Source organism: Legionella stuttgartensis, assembly GCF_977063405.2.
This window is the reverse complement of sequence record NZ_CDRUHA020000110.1, coordinates 33,896-51,811: the sequence shown is the minus strand read 5'-3', so window position 1 is coordinate 51,811 and position 17,916 is coordinate 33,896. Positions and strand designations below refer to the sequence as shown.

The following is a 17,916-nucleotide window of genomic DNA, read 5'->3' as shown; positions in this document are numbered from 1 at the left end:
TTTAAGGACCAAGAGATGTTCTTACAACGCTTGATTACAACCCTCATTTTAGTACCCTTGGTTTTATGGCTTATTTTTTATGGTAATCAATGGCTTTTGGCTGGTATCGTTTTGGTTATTTTTCTAGCTGCAGTAAGAGAATGTTTTCAATTGATCCCTTTAAAAAATTGGCAGTTGCAAGCCGGATTTGTTGTGTTGATGCTTTTGTGTTTATGGGCATGTGGTTATCTGTTTTCATATTGGTTATATGCTGGGTTAATTGTTTGGGCTTTGAATATTCTTGCCATCCTCAGTTTTCCCGGTTCACAGAAATATTGGGGGTACCCTGGCATTGTCGCAGTTGTATGCTTGATTCTCTTACCCTTATTCGCTCAAAGTCTTATTCATTTATATTCTTTATCTAATGGCAAGGCATCCCTGGTGTATTTGTTGTTTTTAATCTGGGTCTCAGATACAGGAGCTTACCTTAGTGGGAAACTTATGGGGAAACATAAGTTAATTCCTCAAGTTAGTCCTGGAAAGTCTTGGGAAGGGGTCGCTGGTGGGGTTATCTTGTCGATGTTGATTGCTTGGGCTGGCTATAGTTATTTTCATCCAGTTTCCGGTGTTTATTGGTTCATTTTAGCCTTATGTACTATAATTATTGCGATCTTTGGTGATTTATTCATCAGTATATTAAAGCGTCGTTGTCATTTAAAAGATACAGGCGCTATTATTCCTGGTCATGGGGGTATTTTAGACCGTTTAGACAGTTTAATTGCAGCTTTACCTTTATTTTATTTCGGACTAACTTTGTAACTACTCACAAGGGTTATTCAAACCATCCGGGCTTATAAATCGATAAAACAGGATGTTTTTTCGCGAGTGTGCAATAGTAAAAAGCACTTCTTTCTAGGTTCCGGAGAATTCTGAGAGAGTAATTCTCGAGTATTACTTCATTTGGGATACCACTATGCTTTCAACATTGCTGTATTTTCTTTTGGCCTTAGTCTTACTAGTTACAGTACATGAATATGGCCATTTTCAAGTGGCGCGTTGGTGCGGCGTTAAAGTACTGCGTTTTTCTTTTGGTTTCGGCCCTATTTTGGCACGTTGGTGTGATAAAAAAGGAACAGAATATGCCTGGTCATTATTTCCTCTTGGTGGTTATGTCAAAATGCTTGATGAATCCGAAGGAGATGTTCCTGAGAACGAGCGTCATTTAGCCTTTAATAATCAATCTCTTTGGAAAAGAACTGCAATTGTTCTTGCTGGTCCTTTTTTTAATTTTATTTTTGCGTTTGTCGCTTTATGGTGGGTATTAGTTATCGGGATGCAATCTTTAGCACCGATGATTGAATCGGTAAAGCCTAATAGCATTGCGGCGCAATCTGGATTAAAAGCGAAAGAAGAAATCATCGCGCTGAATGATACTAAAATAAACAGCTGGCGCGATTTTCAGTATGCAATCATGCCTCTTGTTGGTTCTCAGGAAACAATTCAATTAACATTGAAGTCTTTGGCTGATGGGCATAAACGTCAGGTTTCATTGCCTTTGACTGATTGGAAATTAGATAGTAAAAAACCAGATGCCCTGCAAAGCCTAGGCATTGAACCTTTTATCCCCTCAATCCCTCCAATAGTTGGGGAAGTCGTTCCTAATACTCCGGCAGCAAAAGCAGGATTAGAGAATGGCGATAAAATATTGAGCGTGGATGGCAAACCTTTTAATGATTGGCTATTTTTAGTTGATTATGTGCAGACACGTCCAGATAAACAATTAACCTTATCTATTAATAGAAAAGGCAATATACAAAAAATAATAGTCCACACTGGAAGCCAAAAAAATAAAGATAAAATTGAAGGGTTTTTAGGTGTGCGCTCACAAAAGGTCCAATGGCCAGCACATTGGTTACGTTTAGAAAGACAAGATCCCTTAACCGCTGTAGGCACCGCATTAAAACAAACAGTACAATTAACCGGTACCACATTTACTTTGATGGGGAGGTTGGTTACCGGCCGCTTAGGATTAAATAGTATTAGTGGTCCAGTTGGTATTGCTCAGGGCGCAGGTGATTCTGGACGGAGTGGATTAACTTCCTATTTATTTTTCCTTGCTTTGGTCAGCATAAGCTTAGGAGCATTAAATTTATTGCCCATTCCTATGCTTGATGGGGGGCACTTGCTTTATTATCTACTGGAAGCAGTCCGACGTAAGCCCTTGTCTGATAGTTTAAAATCGGCAGGAGCCTATGTGGGATTATTGCTATTAGCTGCGCTGATGTTTATTGCTTTGACGAATGATTTATCGAGACTTGCTGGATAGTTAGGACGATTAATCAGACCGCAATCGCAAAGTATTGGCAAAGTCAGGGAACAAAAACTTGACAGTAGTTTCTACTTCCTATAAAAAGTGTTTCAATTTTCGGTGTACAGAGATTGAGTATTAAAAGTACACGTAGTACTGGGCGTAAAATAATAATGAAAAAAATCAGTAGTAAATTTATATTAGGTGTTTGTTGTTCCTCGCTCATAGCCTGGTCTTCACAAACGATAGCAGCAGATACTTTTGTCGTGCGAAGTATTAAAGTTACCGGTTTGCAACGTGTTTCTACTGGAACAGTACTCAATTATATACCTGTTCAAGTTGGAGAGGAGATAGGTCCTGAATCAACTGCTGAGATTATTCGAACTCTTTATGATACTGGTTTCTTTCAGTCTGTTTCATTGGAGCGACAAGGCAACACTTTAATTGTCAATGTGATTGAAAGAGCAACCATAGGATCGATTAGTGTAGTAGGAAATAAAGAAATTCCTAGCGACAAAATGAAAGAATTCCTTAAGGACATGGGCTTAGCGAAAGGACGTGTATTTCAAACATCCACTTTAGAGCGTTTGGAAAAAGAATTAAAGCAAGCCTATAACGCTAGAGGGAAATATAACGCGCGGATAGAAACTCGAGTTAGTCCTTTAACCGACAATAGAGTGGGTATTACCGTCACGATTTCTGAGGGACGTGTTTCACGGATTAAACAAATCAAAATAATAGGAAATCACGATTTCTCTACTAATGAATTATTGCCAGAGTTTGCTTTATCAAAATCTAGCATCTTTACTTATTTTACTAAAAAAGATCAATATTCCAAGTCAGGTATGGATGCATCTTTAGAAGCATTACGTTCCTTCTACATGGATAGAGGTTATTTAAAGTTTAAAATTATCTCGTCACAGGTATTGTTATCACCCGATAGAAAAGACGTTTACATCAATGTCCATATTGAAGAGGGACCTCAATATCATTTTTCAGGCTATAAAGTAGTAGGAAAACCGATATTGCCGCCTGAAAAAGTTAATTCATTAATTCAAATCAAAAAAGGCGCTGTTTTTTCACGTAAAAAGGTGACTGATTCAATTTCTGCTATTGGTTTGGCTTTAGGAGATATTGGTTACGGTTTTCCTGCAATTAATGCGGAACCGCAAATCGATGAAGAGAACAAAACGGTATTTATTAATTTTATTGTGCAGCCAGGGCGGCATGTATACGTTCGCCGTATTAAATTCCATGGCAATACCAAAACTAGTGATTATGTATTGAGGAGCGTAATTCGTCAGGACGAAGGGGGATTGTTATCGCTTCATAATATTAAAGAGTCTGAGCGCCAATTGCGCTTATTAGGGTATTTAAAAAATGTTGATGTAAAAACCAATCCAGTACCCGAAGCAAACAACCAGGTTGATTTAGATGTACAAGTAGAAGAAGCTCCTTCTGCTGAAGCGAGTGCTTCTATTGGTTATGGTACCAATGGTTATCAATTGAATGCCTCAGTAAATCAACATAACTTTATGGGTACAGGACGTTCCATGGGGGCTGCATTTACTGCAAGTAAATGGGGACAAGACTACACCGTAAATTACTATAATCCTTTTTATACCGAGACAGGTATAGGACGTGGCCTTAATCTTTATTATGCACGCGTCGATCCCAGAAACCTCAATGTCAGTACATATAACTCCAACCGTTATGGCGGTGACGTGAATTATAGTATACCTCTTGGTGAAACAAGCAGATGGCAATTGGGTTATGGCTATCAGGATGTAGAAATCAAAAGTGTTGGTAATGTAGTGCCTATTAAGAATTTCGTGCAAATCTATGGAACTCATTTCCAGGAAATTCGTTTATCAACAGGATGGAACCGAAACAGCTATGATCAATTCCCATATCCTACAAGAGGCATTAACCAACAGCTTTCTGGCGTAATTGCATTACCTGCTAGTTCGAACTCGTTATCCTACTACAAGGGTTCTTATCAAGCGCGATTGTATCAACCTATAGCACGAGGGTGGATTTTCTCCGTGCAAGGGTTTGCAGGCTATGGAAACTCCTTCAACAATAATGGGTTGCCATTTTTCGAGAATTATTATGCAGGGGGTACTGCACAGCCTGGTCAGGTGCGCGGATATGACAGTTACTCTTTAGGTCCATTAGATAACTACCGTAATTCAGTGGGAGGTAACTTATTACTTACTGGAACTGCGGGAATTATATTACCTTATCCTCTGAGCCGAGATAACGTACGTACAACGGTTTTTGTTGATGCGGGTAACGTCTTTGGGGTGAATACTTTACCTACCCTGACCGGAAAATATGAAGGTCCTTTGCGATACTCAGCAGGTCTTTCACTTGAGTGGCGTTCTCCTTTTGGACCTTTGGCATTTAGCTTGGCTAAGGCATTGAATCCTCAACAATTCGATCAAACACAAGTCTTCCAGTTTGCTCTATCTTCAGGATTTTAATCAATAATTTCTTAACCTCACGTTCACGCTTAGTGTGAGGTTAGGAAAATTTCTTATTTATTACAAAATTATCGAAAATCATGTTGTACATATCGCAACCTATTTCGAATTATGCTAGCATCATGCTCTTTAATTTAGGAGATTAGTTATGAAGCGGTTAGGTCTGGTCATAATGGCCTTAGTTTTCAGCGTGTTTGGGGCTGGCGCATTTGCTGATACAGCAAAAATCGGTGTAGTTGATCTACAAAAGATCATGCAAACTTCCAGTCAAATCAAAGAAATCCAAAAGAAATTGGAGAAAGAATTTAAGCCGCGTCGCGACAAGCTTGTAGCTGTTGAAGCAGGCATTAAAGCGGATATGGAGAAGTTCAAGCGTGATAGTGCGATCCTGAGCGCTACTCAAAAGAAAGAAATGGAAAAGAAAATTGTTAGTGCACAACAACAATTTGAGCGTGATGGGCAACAATATCAACAAGAGTTAAGTACAGCAAATAACGAAGCAATGGAAGCATTGTACGCTAAAGTTCGTGCAGCTATTGCAAAAGTTGCTAAAGATGACAAGTACGATCTTATTGTTCAAAAAGATGCGGCTCCTTTCAGTGCAACTACTCTTGATGTAACTGATAAAGTTGTTAAAGCAATTAACTAATTCGGCGATGTCAACTTGCTGACTTTAGTAGAACTTGCAAATCATTTAGATGGCGTGTGGCATGGAAATGCGGATCACGCCATTTTTTGTTTTGCTTCCCTTAGCCGAGCTACATTACAGGATGTTGCTTATTACGATAACTCTGTAGTGCGTCAAGCTCTAGATACTACATCCGCTGGGGCGGTCTTACTCAGAGCCGAACATCAGCATTTGTATCGAGGAAATTGTATCGTCGTTTCTCATCCTTTACGTGCGATGATACAAGCTACCCAGCTTTTATCTCCTCCCATGTTTCCAAGATCTGGGATTGATTCTACAGCTATAATTCATCCATCGGTTCAATTAGGTCACGATGTATCAATAGGTGCGTACAGTGTAATTGGAGCAGATGCTCAAATTGCTGATGGAGTTACAATAGGAGCAAATGCTGTTATTGAATCTTCAGTCCGAATTGGTGCGTACAGTAAGATTGGTCATGAAGTGGTAATCCATTCCGGTTGTCAGTTAGGTGACTATGTGGTTATAAATTCTGGCTGTGCCATTGGTGCCTCTCCTTTCAATTATTTAAAGGAGCAAGGGCGCTGGCAACAAGGATATAGTGTTGGTGCTGTAATTATTGCAAATGATGTGCATGTAGGATCTAATACGGTAATTGATCGAGGTTCTTTAAGCGATACTTATTTGGGAGAAGGGGTCTGTATTGATAATTTAGTCCAGATTGCACATGACGTATTGGTTGGTAAAAATACAATCATTGCTGGATGTGCTGCTGTAGGTGCTTATGCCCAAATTGGTGCAGATTGTATTATTGGTGGTGCTAGTTGCATCGCGGCTCATGTCCATTTGGCCGATGACATAGTAATCACAGGTATGTCGACAGTAAGTAAATCGCTTGCCAAATCTGGAATTTATTCCTCTGGAACTTTAGTACATGAACACCGGCGTTGGCGTCGTAATGCAGCACGATTTCGACGATTGGATGATTATATAGTTAAGCTTGGTGCCCTAGAGAAAAAGTTAAGCAGAATGGACGAAGAGTAAGTTTTTAACATTAGCAATTGATTTGAACCCTCTAAATTAGGATAATGGTTTTTTTTTTGACCTCACTTTTGGACCATGCTAAGCATACTTATTTAAGCGAGAAACTGTGTATGAGTGAACCTGTAGATATAAAACAGATTTTTAGTATATTGCCCCACCGCTATCCAATGATTTTGATAGACAGGGTATTAGATTACACCCCATTTGATTGTTTGACGGCTATAAAAAATGTCACAATTAACGAGAATTATTTTTCTGGTCATTTCCCAGAGAATCCAATTATGCCAGGAGTTTTAATGCTGGAAGCGTTGGCACAAGCTAGTGGACTTTTAGCAGGATTATCTCAAACACCCGAAGAAAATTATGGTATTTTGCATTTTTTTGCGGGTATAGATAATGCAAAATTTAAACATGTAGTTACTCCGGGTGACCAGCTACGCTTGGAAGTAAAAATATTAGCCAGAAAAAGAGAATTTTGGCGTGTGCATGGCGAAGCTTATGTGGGTGATAAGTTGGCCTGTTCCGCGGATTTATTAAGTGCTGCAAAGGAAATTCTAAAGTGATAGATGAACGAGCGATAATTCACCCCACTGCAAAATTAGCTAAAGGGGTATCAGTAGGTCCTGGCAGTGTAATCGGGGCTGATGTGGAAATCGGTGAAAACACCTGGATTGGTCCTTATGTAGTAATTGAGGGGCCAACAACAATTGGAAAAAATAATAAAATTTTCCAATTTGCTTCAGTAGGCGATGCGCCACAAGACATTACTTATAAAAGTGAACCAACCCGATTAGAAATCGGTGATGATAATATCATTCGTGAATATTGTATGATTAGCCGAGGAACTGTTAAAGGGGGTGGAGTTACCCGTATAGGTAACAAGAACTTCTTTATGGCTTATTCCCATGTAGGTCATGATTGTATGATTGGCAATCAAATTATTTTGGTTAGCTATGCTGCGTTGTCAGGGCATGTAACGGTTGGTGATTATGCCAATATTGGAGGTTATGCCGCAGTACATCAATTTTGTCATGTGGGTTCCTATGCCTTTATTGCTAGAGCTTCTTATGTAGCCAAAGATGTGCTCCCTTACCTCATGATTTCCGGAGATACCACATCTGCATGTGGTATTAATACAGTAGGATTACGTCGACGAGGATTTTCTTCTGAAGCGATCGATGGCTTACGACGTGCATACAAAATAATTTTCCGTAAGGGATTAACAGTACAACAAGCGGTTGCTGAATTAGAGTTGATGCAAAATGAATGTCCTGAAGTAGTTCTGATGATCGATGCTTTAAATCAATCCACCCGTGGAATTGTTAGGTAAACTGAGTAGGTTAATAAGGTAGAGTGATATTTTATGCTAGACATTCAATTATTACGCGATGATCCGCAATTTGTCGCTACGCAATTATTAAAGCGAGGTTTTAAATTTGATGTTTCATCTTTTACTGCTTTAGAAGAAAAACGTAAGGCGTTACAAGTTGCAACACAAGCATTGCAGAATGAACGTAATTCACGTTCTAAAGCTATTGGTGAGGCTAAATCTCGCGGAGAGAATATTGAGCCAATGCGCGAAGATATGAATCGTCTTGCTAAAGAGTTAGATGAAAAGAAAAATGAGTTGGATGGCTTGTTACAGCAAATTGAAGCAATTGCTTTAAGGTTGCCTAATATACCTCATGAATCTGTTCCTGTTGGTGAAGACGAGCAGCATAATCAGGAAGTGAGACGCTGGGGTAAAATTCCAACTTTTGATTTTCAGGTTAAATCTCATGATGAATTGGGTGATAGTTTAGGCCAAATGGACTTTTCCTTAGCTGCGAAATTGACTGGTAGTCGTTTTGTAGTTATGAAAAATCAATTGGCAAGGTTACATCGAGCATTGATCCAATTTATGTTGGATATCCATACGCAACAACATGGTTACCAAGAAATTTATGTGCCCTACATTGTCAATGCAGATAGCTTGTTGGGAACAGGACAATTACCAAAATTCGAAGAAGATTTATTTAAATTAACTGGGGATCAGGGATATTATTTGATTTCTACATCAGAAATTCCTGTAACGAATACAGTTCGCGATGCTCTTTTGGAAGAACCTGTTTTGCCTATTCGATATGCCTGCCATTCGCCATGTTTTCGTAGTGAAGCGGGTTCTTATGGTAAAGATACTAAAGGAATGATCCGACAGCATCAGTTTGAAAAAGTGGAGCTGGTTTGGATTACAAAACCTGAAGATTCTTATGCCGCTTTGGAACAATTGGTTAATCATGCAGAAACAATCTTGCAACGTTTAGAACTACCCTATCGAGTGATGACTCTTTGTACGGGGGATATGGGTTCCAGCTCTGCAAAGACTTATGATTTGGAAGTTTGGTTACCCAGTCAAAATACCTATCGAGAAATCTCTTCTTGTTCAAATATGGAATCGTTTCAAGCACGCCGCATGAAAGCGCGTTACAGACATGAACAAACCCGCGAAATCGAGTTGGTTCATACGCTAAATGGCTCTGGACTTGCTGTAGGTAGAACATTAGTTGCTTTGATGGAAAATTATCAAGATAAAGAAGGAGCTATTCATATCCCAATGGCTTTAAGACCCTATATGGGTGGGATCGAGTGCATTAAATGTGCGGTTTAAAGCTGTAATCATTCTAGTTCTACAGATAGGTTTGTTGCAGTAAAACTGCAACAAACATACAAGTAAGTCCCTTTTAACTACAAATCCTCATATTATTTTCTATTTTTTGTTCGTTTAAATTATAGCTTGGTGAACATTGCTTCGTGCTTCTATGTTTGTATTGAGGTGATGATGAGAAGAAAGTAAGGCGCTGAGCCATAAAAGGACGATTTTTTATATATATAGATTGTTTTGTACATTTCGCAAAGAAAGTTAAATTAGTATGTCCTGCTGATGAAAGATGTGGTTTTTCTATGCACAATTCATCCTCATGGTACTCGGGCATCAATTGTTCCAACTCCTCTACAGGTGTTTTTATTTTTTTTATCTTGAGTTTAGGTGACAATTGCATAAACATTTTTATCTGATTCATATCTGATAAATCATGAGCGTCATGTTTCTTTTTTTCCAGGTTGTAGGTTCTAATCTTTGGTGCAAATAATGCTGTTAAGCGATTTCTTTTCTTTTGTTTTGCTTTACGGTCTATTTTTTTAGCTAAAACAATTGAATGACACTGCTTCTGTGTAAAGGATCGCGTTTTAAATAATTGCTCAATGACATTAAATTGTCTTGTAACTGTCAGAAAAAATAATAAGTTGAATTTGATTAAAAATTTGAACTCATTATTTTTTTGCTCATTTTGATGTATTACATCCCTTTTATTAAGAGTTGTATTAATTTTTCTGAGCCACTCCGAATATGAAAAAAGTAAGGTGTGGGTTACATCTAATAAGTCCTGTTGTTTGAAAAAAAATCGGTGCGAATTTTGAATAGTCCTTTTAAAACGTACATCTAGTGCTAATTGAATGGTATCCATATCACTCAATTCCTGTTCGTCCAAGTTTTAAAAGTATAGTAGTTTTTGTAAAAAGTGCATTTATTTTGGCCTGACTGTGTTTTTGATTATCTTTCAGTGGGTTAAGCGGATTTTTGACTGATTGAGTATTTGTTTTTATGATGTGTTTTTATTTTGAATTAAAAGAAATTTATGCTTATCGACTCAGCAGAACTGATTCATACCGTTGAACATTATTTACGCCAGTGGTTTTCTTTTCCTAGAAATAGGGTATTTGCTCAAGTAACTACGGTCATGAACCAAAAACCCTATGTTAGAACTATGGATCTTTATCATTTTACTCCTAAGGGTTCATTTATTTTTCTAACCGATACTCGTTCACCGAAATGGAGCCATTTAAATCATTGTTCTAATGTAAGCATTTGTTTGGTAAATCCGGAATTTGGCCAAATTATTGTAGAGGGGAGCGTGCGATTAGATACAAGTCAGAGCAATCTTCCAGTAGCTAGTTTATATTGGCAAAATTATTTGGACGAATATTGGCGAAATTATTATTTAAGCAACTCCGAAACGTCAGATGGAATCCCTTTATCTTTTGGAATCATGGAGGTTATTCCACATGTCTGGCAAATTCTGAAAATTAATAAAAATGATTTCTTAAAAGGTTCACGTATGAACTATGAATTGCAAAATGGTTCTTGGTTCAAAAATCAACTTCCTCTTCTCTAGTAATATAAAAGTGGAGTTTTCATTTGTTAACAATTTTTGCAAAGTAACCTAGGAATACCATTGTGAAAAAAGGATTATATTATTTTTTAGCTCCGCTTTCCTTGATTGTAGTGTTTTGGTTTCAGCCTACTTTTGCAGCCTGTTCCCTCATAAATTCATCTGGGGAAACTGCAGGACGTACCCATGATGCACTAGGGATTTTACTTTTATCTGATGTCTCATGCCCCAAAAATGTTTTTGCATTGCGCCAGCTTCTCAAGAGCTCGGGTTTGAAATTGGAAACTACGTTGGTAGCAAATCGGGGATTTCATAATCCCAATCAAGGTAGCTTTAGTTTATTTGAAATGGTCTTGGGAGAATTTAAAACATTAGATGAGCATTTATCTATTGAGGCAGGAGACTTTTTCTTTGGTCATTTTACAGCAGTTAATCCAGAAGATGAGTTAATCGCAGATCAAAATCCGGAAAAAAATTCATTGATGGTTGAAGCATTGGCGTGGGATCCCCAAAAGGAAGTATTTAATTTCTATGAATTACGTGGTGATGGCATCCAAGGTCAATGGTTTTATCGAGGAGATTCATCAGATATCTTTGCCGACAATGAGTTACTTCATCGCCAACCTGATCCACAACATCCAAAATTTGGCAATAGACTGCGCTGTTCCGGTTGTCACGGTGCAGGAGGTCCCATTATGAAAGAGCTAGCTAAACCACATAATGATTGGTGGGAGCCAATTAGAGGGCTGGATTTTGGTGGAAGACAACCTGACGCTTCATTACAAGAAATTTTGGAAACCCTTGTTTCTTCAGAGGAGTTAGCGAAAAACGTCCTAACTGGTCTTAAAAAATTGAATCGTAGTAAGACGGTGTATCCAAAAAAATCGCCCTCATTACAGGAACTGCTTCGACCTCTATTTTGCCCCGTTGAACTCAATTTGATGTCCGATTTTTTTCCTAACCATGCAATGCATGCTGAAGTGAATATTCCTGTTGAGTTTTTTCTTGATCCACGCGTGCTACAGACTGAAGAAGAACAAGTTATTTCAATACCTAGGGCTTCTTATAACGCTGCATTAAATACAGGAGGTAGTTATTTTCCTGAAACCGATTTGAATGATGCAGATCACGCATGGCTCACTCCAGTTAAGGCTCAATCAGACCAATTAGCAATCGATAATTTAATACAACATGGGATCATCGATCAAAAATTTATGTTGGATGTCTTAGATGTAGATAGGACTAATCCAGTATTTTCATCAGCACGCTGTGGTCTTTTGCAGTTGCTCCCTAATACAGTTATTTCTAATTGGCGGGAAGTCTTCATTAAAAATCTCAGCCAATCAGAGGTTTGGGCTGCTAAAAAATTACTTAAAAACCTTAGCTCACCACAAAAAAATGCTGAGTTTTATCAGCAAAAAGCCAAGAGATATCTACAGCATTGCCGGTTGAAACTACAAAATAGCGAAAATGTACTGTTAATGTACCATTTATTAGTGCAAAGACGAGCTGAAGTTCGGGTATCGGAAATTTCATTGAATCCGTTGGGACAAATTTTGGAGCCTGGATTTCGTGTTATTTTTCCTGAAAATAAAATAATGCCTATGCCAGGCTCACTAAAGCTTACGTCAACTTGTGATGTAGTTAGGGCTTTTTGAAAATCTATTTTTGAATACGCTGTACTTTTGAAACTTGTTTGGCTTATCTATTGTCGATGAATATAACTAGATTAACAGAATGGTCGTGTTAAAAAACACGAGGGTTTACGATTCTGGGCAATTGGTTACTACATGGCTTTAATTATGAATCCATTGTTTTTCAAAAGAATAGCACAAAAAAAATTTTATTTCTTAAGCTGTTTGATTTACTGGATTAACATTCAATTTAATTGTAACCTTCGTATTGACCTAAACGCGATGAGTCTTTATGTTGCTTTAATTTCGAGCTTAATTTAGGAAAGAGTATGGTTATCTACGAAGTAAATTTGGCCATTGATGGAGATATTTATCCTCAATTTCAATTATGGCTAAAAAAGCATGTCAAAGAAATGCTTCAACTTCCAGGCTTTATTCAAGCAAGTATTTTAAAACCTGAAAATGAGAACACAAATCAGGAGCAATTAACAGTTCAATATCAATTGGAAGATAGAGAGTCCTTAAATGTGTATTTTACTGAATTTGCACTGAAGATGCGTGAAGAAGGGCTTAAGTTATTCCAAGATAAATTTTCTGCTCAAAGAAGAGTTTTCGAGGTAGCTGCCAACATCTTTAAATAAAAAATTTGCATGGGAAGTATGTTTTCATATAGCCTTTTCAACTTGAGTAGAAAACATCGCACTTTGTCCTTTGGATTAGTATAGGATATAGAATGAGACAGATAATTAAATTTGGATTTATATTGGGTTTGGCGGCAAGTAGCAGTGCGTTCTGTTGGGAACCGGTTCAGGGGTTATATTTGGGGTTACTGGGGCAGGTGAGTCATGCTACAAACCTTGATCTTGGTTTTTCACTGACCCAACTCCCTACTCTAGGAACTGTAGGAACAGTACAATTAGGGCCGGTTGGTGGTGGATTGGGAACTTCTCTTGGATACAAAATACAGAACTTCCGATTAGAGGGCGAGTTTCTGTTTAATATCAATAATTACGGTCAATTAAGTGCGGGCTCCTGTACACTTATAAGTCCTGCCGTTTTAGGCCCTGAAGGAGTATGTCCTGCTGAAGTTGTTAATACTGGCTTAGGATTTAATGGTTATACTATAGGATTATATGGATTTTTCAATGCGTTTTATGATTTCCTATCTTCTGACCCTAATGTGAGTTTTGTTCCCTATCTGGGGGTGGGTGTGGGAGGCGCTGATATTTTGAACCATGCTGTATTTCAAAGTAATGACCAATGCATTGCCTTGGGGACTTGTTCACCAATCGTCAACGAAAGCTTCGATACCTCAAGTTTTGGCTTTGCAGCACAAGGCATTATTGGATTTAATTATTATATCGACGATTTCACTACTATTGGGCTAGATTTTCGTTACGTTTCTACATTTAATTTTAATAATAATAACTCGTCCTCTACTACGAATTCGAGTAGCAATTCTTTTGGAATAAGCACCATCAATCTAACCGGAAATTTTGCTCTGGAGAAGGGTGACTAATAGCCATAATGCCATAATTAATTCTTTTAATTATGGCATAAAAGCCAAGTAGTCTAAGCAATGTACTTTCGTAATAAGCACATAAACTCTTACCCTGTATCGATGAAAAAACCGAGTCCAGATTTATTTCAGAATATGTCGGCTTACCACCTCGTCCTCTGTAGACAGGAGCATATGTGAGTAACATGCTTCATGTCTTTAAGGGTTCTTTTTCTCAATGATTTAATAATCTCAGTTTCTATGCCCAAATTATATTAAAAAAATCAGCAAGTAATGAAGCGATTCGTTTATTTTATGGCTAGAATTAAAAATAAGAATTTTCATCTTTGATGCATTACGATAACTATTAAATAAGCAATCCCGTAATGGTGGTTAATTTATTTACAGGAGTTTACAATGCTCTATAGTTTGATTAATAATTGTTTTCCCACGTTCATATTTCTTTTTTATCTACTGGTTTTTGCCTTTTTTAGTCGCATAGTATCTCATTATAGATATAAGCAAAAGTCTGTTGAATTTGTTACTACTGAAGCGATCCAATTATATATTATTGGTGAAAGTTCCCGTGCTTTTTCTCCTGAGGCTCATCAAGGCATTGTACATAACTTGACTCAATATATATCCTCTATTTTAAATGATGAATTAGTCGCCATGTCTCGGGGACATGAATGTCAGAAAACGCAAGAAGCAAGTGATAAGTTGTATGATGAACTTTTGAAGTTTAAGCCTGCCGGTCCTGTTTCTACCTATTACAATAATGCGGTTTCATCACTCAACCAAGCAATAGAATATCGTAATTTTCGTTTGAATATGCTTCATTCACCAATTCCCACTGCTTGGTACCTAATCATCTTTATGGGTGCTTTTTTTATAATTGGCATCTATTCTCTAGAAACCAATTTAAAAGGACACTTATTTCTTATTATTTTATGTATTTTTCTCGCTATTTACATGACTACTATTACGGTTTTAAGTTTTCCCTTTTCAGGGTTTTTAAAGTTTCAGATGTACCGCTTAAAAAAGTTTTTAAGGAACTAAACAATATGTCTATTCAATCAAATATCAAGCCCAAGATAGAGATTTCAAAATAAGACAATATAATTTAGTAATGTATGTATTTTAATTAAAGCAATTTAGGAAAGAATTATGACCTTAAAATATGATGTGATCGTTTTAGGTGGAGGCAAGGGTGGTAAAACACTAGCTATCGATTTAGCAAAAGCGGGTCGAAGAGTTGCCATGGTGGAAGACAACCAAATTGGTGGTACTTGTATCAATGTGGCATGTATCCCGACAAAAACACTCGTACAATCTGCTAAGATAGCCCACTATTGTCGTTCTGCAACAGCTTATGGTTTAGAAGCTAGCCTGGCACCTATTGACTTTAAAGCGGTACGTGCTCGCAAAGATGCAATTGTGAATGCGATGCGAGAGGCTAATTTAAAACAATTTTTAGATTCTGGAATGGATCTCATGTTAGGGCGGGGGCATTTTGTTGGACCTAAGACAATTGAAGTGAGTTTATCATCGCCTCGAGATAATCAAAAAGTAGTGGAAATTACTGCCGATCAGATTTTTATTAATACAGGGGCTTTACCTTTTGTTCCCTCCATACCTGGTCTTGATAAAATTAAATATTATACTAATGACAGTTTAATGAATGTTGATCGTGTTCCTAAGCATTTGCTAATAGTGGGCGGGGGGTATATTGGTTTAGAGTTTGCCCAGTTATTTCGTCGTTTAGGATCTGATGTCACATTGATAGAAGCGGATAGTAAGTTTTTGGGGCGTGAAGACAGAGATATTGCTGAACAGGTTCTAGATACATTAACTAAAGAAGGAATTCATTGTTCACTGAATACTAAAATCAATAGTATTCAAGAAGATCATGGTGACATAGTGATCCATGCGAATCGGAATGGAACTTCTGAGCTGATTCGTGGTAGTGATGTGTTAATTGCTGTTGGTCGTCTCCCGAATACAGCAGGATTAAATTTAGATAAAACAGGTGTGGAGCTTGATGAGCGTGGTTTTATCAAAGTAAATGAGTACCTTGAAACAACTACTAAAGGGATCTGGGCTTTAGGTGATGTAAAGGGGGGAGCCCAATTTACACACTTATCCTTAGATGATTATCGTTTAGTCAAACATAATCTCCAAAATCCACAAGATAAGCATTCGATTCGAGGACGGCTCATTCCTTATACCGTATTCCTCGATCCGGAACTTGCTCGTATTGGTATGACAGAAATACAAGCCCTTGCCCAAGGGTACTCTATAAAGATAGCAAAAATTCCTGCTGCGGTTATTCCTCGAGCAAAAACACAAGGGGAAACAACCGGTATTTTAAAGGCTGTTATTGATGCAAAAACCGATCATATTTTAGGTGTTTCTATTTTTTGTGCTGAGGCCGGTGAAATCCTTGGAGTAATCCAATTGGCTATGGAATTAGGTATAACGTATCAAAAACTTCGAGATGTAATGTTTGCCCATCCTACATTAGTTGAAGGCATTAATCTGTGGTTTGCCACAGTAGAAAATGTCAAATCTTAAGGCATCATGCTGGTCTAATATAGTCCAGAATGTACTTATATTAAACTAATCCGTGATGAGTTTTATCCTTCCTTTAAGGTCTTTTTCTGTTCTTTTATAATAAAAATAGAATTAATTTGTATTAAATTGGTCTTATTTTAATCTAAAAAGTCTAAAAAGTGTTGATTTCAATTTCATCTTATGTAAACCTTGCGCAACTATGAGTAGGAAATTAAGTTACACAATAATCTGTATTAGTTGCCTTATATTCGGTTTGGTCGGACTGTCGCTTTATAAGAAATCAAAGGTTTATGAAAAGCCACTTAGTCTTAAACAAGAAGCTATTAATACCGAACCTGTAAGGAACTCTACGGCAAAAAATAGTAGCCCACATCAGAGTGCTGGAAAACTAGCAAATATGACATCTAAGGGTGCTCATAAAGTAGTTGCTCATGCGAGAGAAAGCTCTCGGCCTAAGCACACTCCAAGAAAGGTTATTATGAAGAGCCATAATATTGCTTTAACAAAGGTATCGTTTGAGGAATTACCAGGCTGGGATACTGCAGATGTTAAAAAATCTTTAATCGCTTTTCAGAAATCATGTGAGACGTTTTTAAAACAGTCCCCATCTCATACGATCCAGACACAACACATTAAATTGAAAGCTCGAGATTGGCATCCGGCATGTAAGGCGGCTTTGGCTCTGGATTCAGTTTCAGACGACTCAGCAAAAGAATTTTTTGAGAAGTGGTTTCGTCCAATTGAGTTTGCCCAAAAAAAACCAGTTCATGGTTTATTTACGGGCTATTACATGCCCAAAATCAAAGGGAATTTAACCAAAAGCACCAAATATAATACGCCTATTTATGGTTTACCAAAGGGTAGATATTCAACTTCCTATACCCGCGAGCAAATTGATAATGGAGCCCTTAAGAAAAAGGCACGGGTAATTGCATGGATCCACAGCCCCGCTGAACGGCTTTTCTTAGAGATAGAAGGCTCTGGTGTAATTCAATTACCTAATGGTGAAAATATATACCTAGGGTATGCAGGTGAAAATGGCGCACCTTACACATCGATTGCGAAAGTGATGATTAATAAAGGGATTATGACTCGGCATAATGCATCTAAAACGGCGATTATACGCTATTTAGAAAACCATCCTGAAAAAGCCAAATCGATTATTCAAAAAAATAAGTCCTTTGTCTTTTTTGAGGATTTAAAGGAACCCATGGCTCTTGGCGCTCAGGGAATGGCTCTTACACCGGGATATTCTTTGGCTGTAGACAAAAAATGGATTCCGCTTGGTGCTCCTCTTTGGTTGGATACGAAACGACCAGGTAAAGATCAAACGAGTGAAAAACAATTCCAACGCCTTATGATCGCTCAAGATACAGGTGGTGCAATTCGTGGATTTATGCGAGGCGATATTTATTGGGGTTCAGGAAAGTTTGCCACGTTTTTAGGTGAACATATGAAAAACGAAGGTCATTATTGGCTCCTGCTCCCCAAACATATTTTAAATCGGTTGGCTAAAAAAGCACTTTAGTCTCGGCATCT

The 17,916-nt window shown here is 37.8% G+C and carries 16 protein-coding genes; 15 read left to right on the top strand and 1 reads right to left on the bottom strand.

Annotated features, from left to right (window positions below; genetic code table 11):
* The first annotated feature begins 15 nt into the window (after window positions 1-15).
* The 8 genes from ACWTEW_RS36290 to serS all read left to right on the top strand — a co-directional run bounded on the left by ACWTEW_RS36290 (window position 16) and on the right by serS (window position 9,110).
* On the top strand, window positions 16-798 hold the full coding sequence (locus ACWTEW_RS36290; protein ID WP_454782850.1) for a phosphatidate cytidylyltransferase: 783 nt from the start codon (window positions 16-18) through the stop codon (window positions 796-798).
* Window positions 799-952: 154 nt separating this feature from the next.
* Window positions 953-2,305 (top strand): RIP metalloprotease RseP, encoded by a 1,353-nt coding sequence (gene rseP / locus ACWTEW_RS36285; protein WP_454782849.1) that lies wholly within the window; start codon window positions 953-955, stop codon window positions 2,303-2,305.
* A gap of 155 nt (window positions 2,306-2,460) precedes the next feature.
* Window positions 2,461-4,773, top strand: coding sequence for an outer membrane protein assembly factor BamA (gene bamA, locus ACWTEW_RS36280; RefSeq protein WP_454782848.1), 2,313 nt, complete (start codon window positions 2,461-2,463; stop codon window positions 4,771-4,773).
* Window positions 4,774-4,921: 148 nt separating this feature from the next.
* Window positions 4,922-5,422: an OmpH/Skp family outer membrane protein gene (locus ACWTEW_RS36275; protein WP_454782847.1), complete on the top strand. Its 501-nt coding sequence runs from the start codon at window positions 4,922-4,924 to the stop codon at window positions 5,420-5,422.
* 15 nt (window positions 5,423-5,437) lie between these two features.
* Entirely contained in the window at window positions 5,438-6,463 is a 1,026-nt protein-coding gene (gene lpxD / locus ACWTEW_RS36270) for a UDP-3-O-(3-hydroxymyristoyl)glucosamine N-acyltransferase (RefSeq protein ID WP_454782846.1), read from the top strand.
* A gap of 110 nt (window positions 6,464-6,573) precedes the next feature.
* The gene (gene fabZ / locus ACWTEW_RS36265) at window positions 6,574-7,026 is read left to right on the top strand and encodes a 3-hydroxyacyl-ACP dehydratase FabZ (protein WP_454782845.1); all 453 of its coding nucleotides are present in this window, start codon (window positions 6,574-6,576) and stop codon (window positions 7,024-7,026) included.
* Window positions 7,023-7,793, top strand: a complete 771-nt coding sequence (gene lpxA, locus ACWTEW_RS36260) for an acyl-ACP--UDP-N-acetylglucosamine O-acyltransferase (RefSeq protein ID WP_454782844.1) — start codon at window positions 7,023-7,025, stop codon at window positions 7,791-7,793. Before fabZ ends, lpxA begins: the two co-directional genes overlap by 4 nt.
* 33 nt (window positions 7,794-7,826) lie before the next feature.
* Window positions 7,827-9,110 carry a serine--tRNA ligase gene (gene serS / locus ACWTEW_RS36255; RefSeq protein WP_454782843.1) on the top strand — a complete coding sequence of 428 codons (1,284 nt, stop codon included), beginning with the start codon at window positions 7,827-7,829 and terminating at the stop codon, window positions 9,108-9,110.
* Window positions 9,111-9,183: 73 nt separating this feature from the next.
* Here the strand turns inward: serS and ACWTEW_RS36250 are convergent, their stop codons facing one another.
* The gene (locus ACWTEW_RS36250) at window positions 9,184-9,966 is read right to left on the bottom strand and encodes a hypothetical protein (RefSeq protein WP_454782842.1); all 783 of its coding nucleotides are present in this window, start codon (window positions 9,964-9,966) and stop codon (window positions 9,184-9,186) included.
* A gap of 171 nt (window positions 9,967-10,137) precedes the next feature.
* On the opposite strand from ACWTEW_RS36250, the gene ACWTEW_RS36245 reads away from it, so the two are divergent.
* From ACWTEW_RS36245 to mltA, 7 genes are all read left to right on the top strand, one after another.
* Complete coding sequence (locus ACWTEW_RS36245) at window positions 10,138-10,674, top strand: pyridoxamine 5'-phosphate oxidase family protein (protein WP_454782841.1); 537 nt, start codon at window positions 10,138-10,140, stop codon at window positions 10,672-10,674.
* Window positions 10,675-10,736: 62 nt separating this feature from the next.
* Entirely contained in the window at window positions 10,737-12,329 is a 1,593-nt protein-coding gene (locus tag ACWTEW_RS36240) for a hypothetical protein (RefSeq protein WP_454782840.1), read from the top strand.
* Window positions 12,330-12,634: 305 nt separating this feature from the next.
* Window positions 12,635-12,946: a DUF4286 family protein gene (locus ACWTEW_RS36235; protein WP_454782839.1), complete on the top strand. Its 312-nt coding sequence runs from the start codon at window positions 12,635-12,637 to the stop codon at window positions 12,944-12,946.
* Window positions 12,947-13,038: 92 nt separating this feature from the next.
* Window positions 13,039-13,824, top strand: a complete 786-nt coding sequence (locus ACWTEW_RS36230) for an outer membrane beta-barrel protein (protein WP_454782838.1) — start codon at window positions 13,039-13,041, stop codon at window positions 13,822-13,824.
* A gap of 396 nt (window positions 13,825-14,220) precedes the next feature.
* Window positions 14,221-14,862: a bestrophin-like domain gene (locus tag ACWTEW_RS36225; protein WP_454782837.1), complete on the top strand. Its 642-nt coding sequence runs from the start codon at window positions 14,221-14,223 to the stop codon at window positions 14,860-14,862.
* A gap of 108 nt (window positions 14,863-14,970) precedes the next feature.
* Window positions 14,971-16,377 carry a mercuric reductase gene (locus ACWTEW_RS36220; protein ID WP_454782836.1) on the top strand — a complete coding sequence of 469 codons (1,407 nt, stop codon included), beginning with the start codon at window positions 14,971-14,973 and terminating at the stop codon, window positions 16,375-16,377.
* Window positions 16,378-16,576: 199 nt separating this feature from the next.
* Window positions 16,577-17,905, top strand: coding sequence for a murein transglycosylase A (gene mltA, locus ACWTEW_RS36215; RefSeq protein WP_454782835.1), 1,329 nt, complete (start codon window positions 16,577-16,579; stop codon window positions 17,903-17,905).
* Window positions 17,906-17,916: the final 11 nt, after the last annotated feature.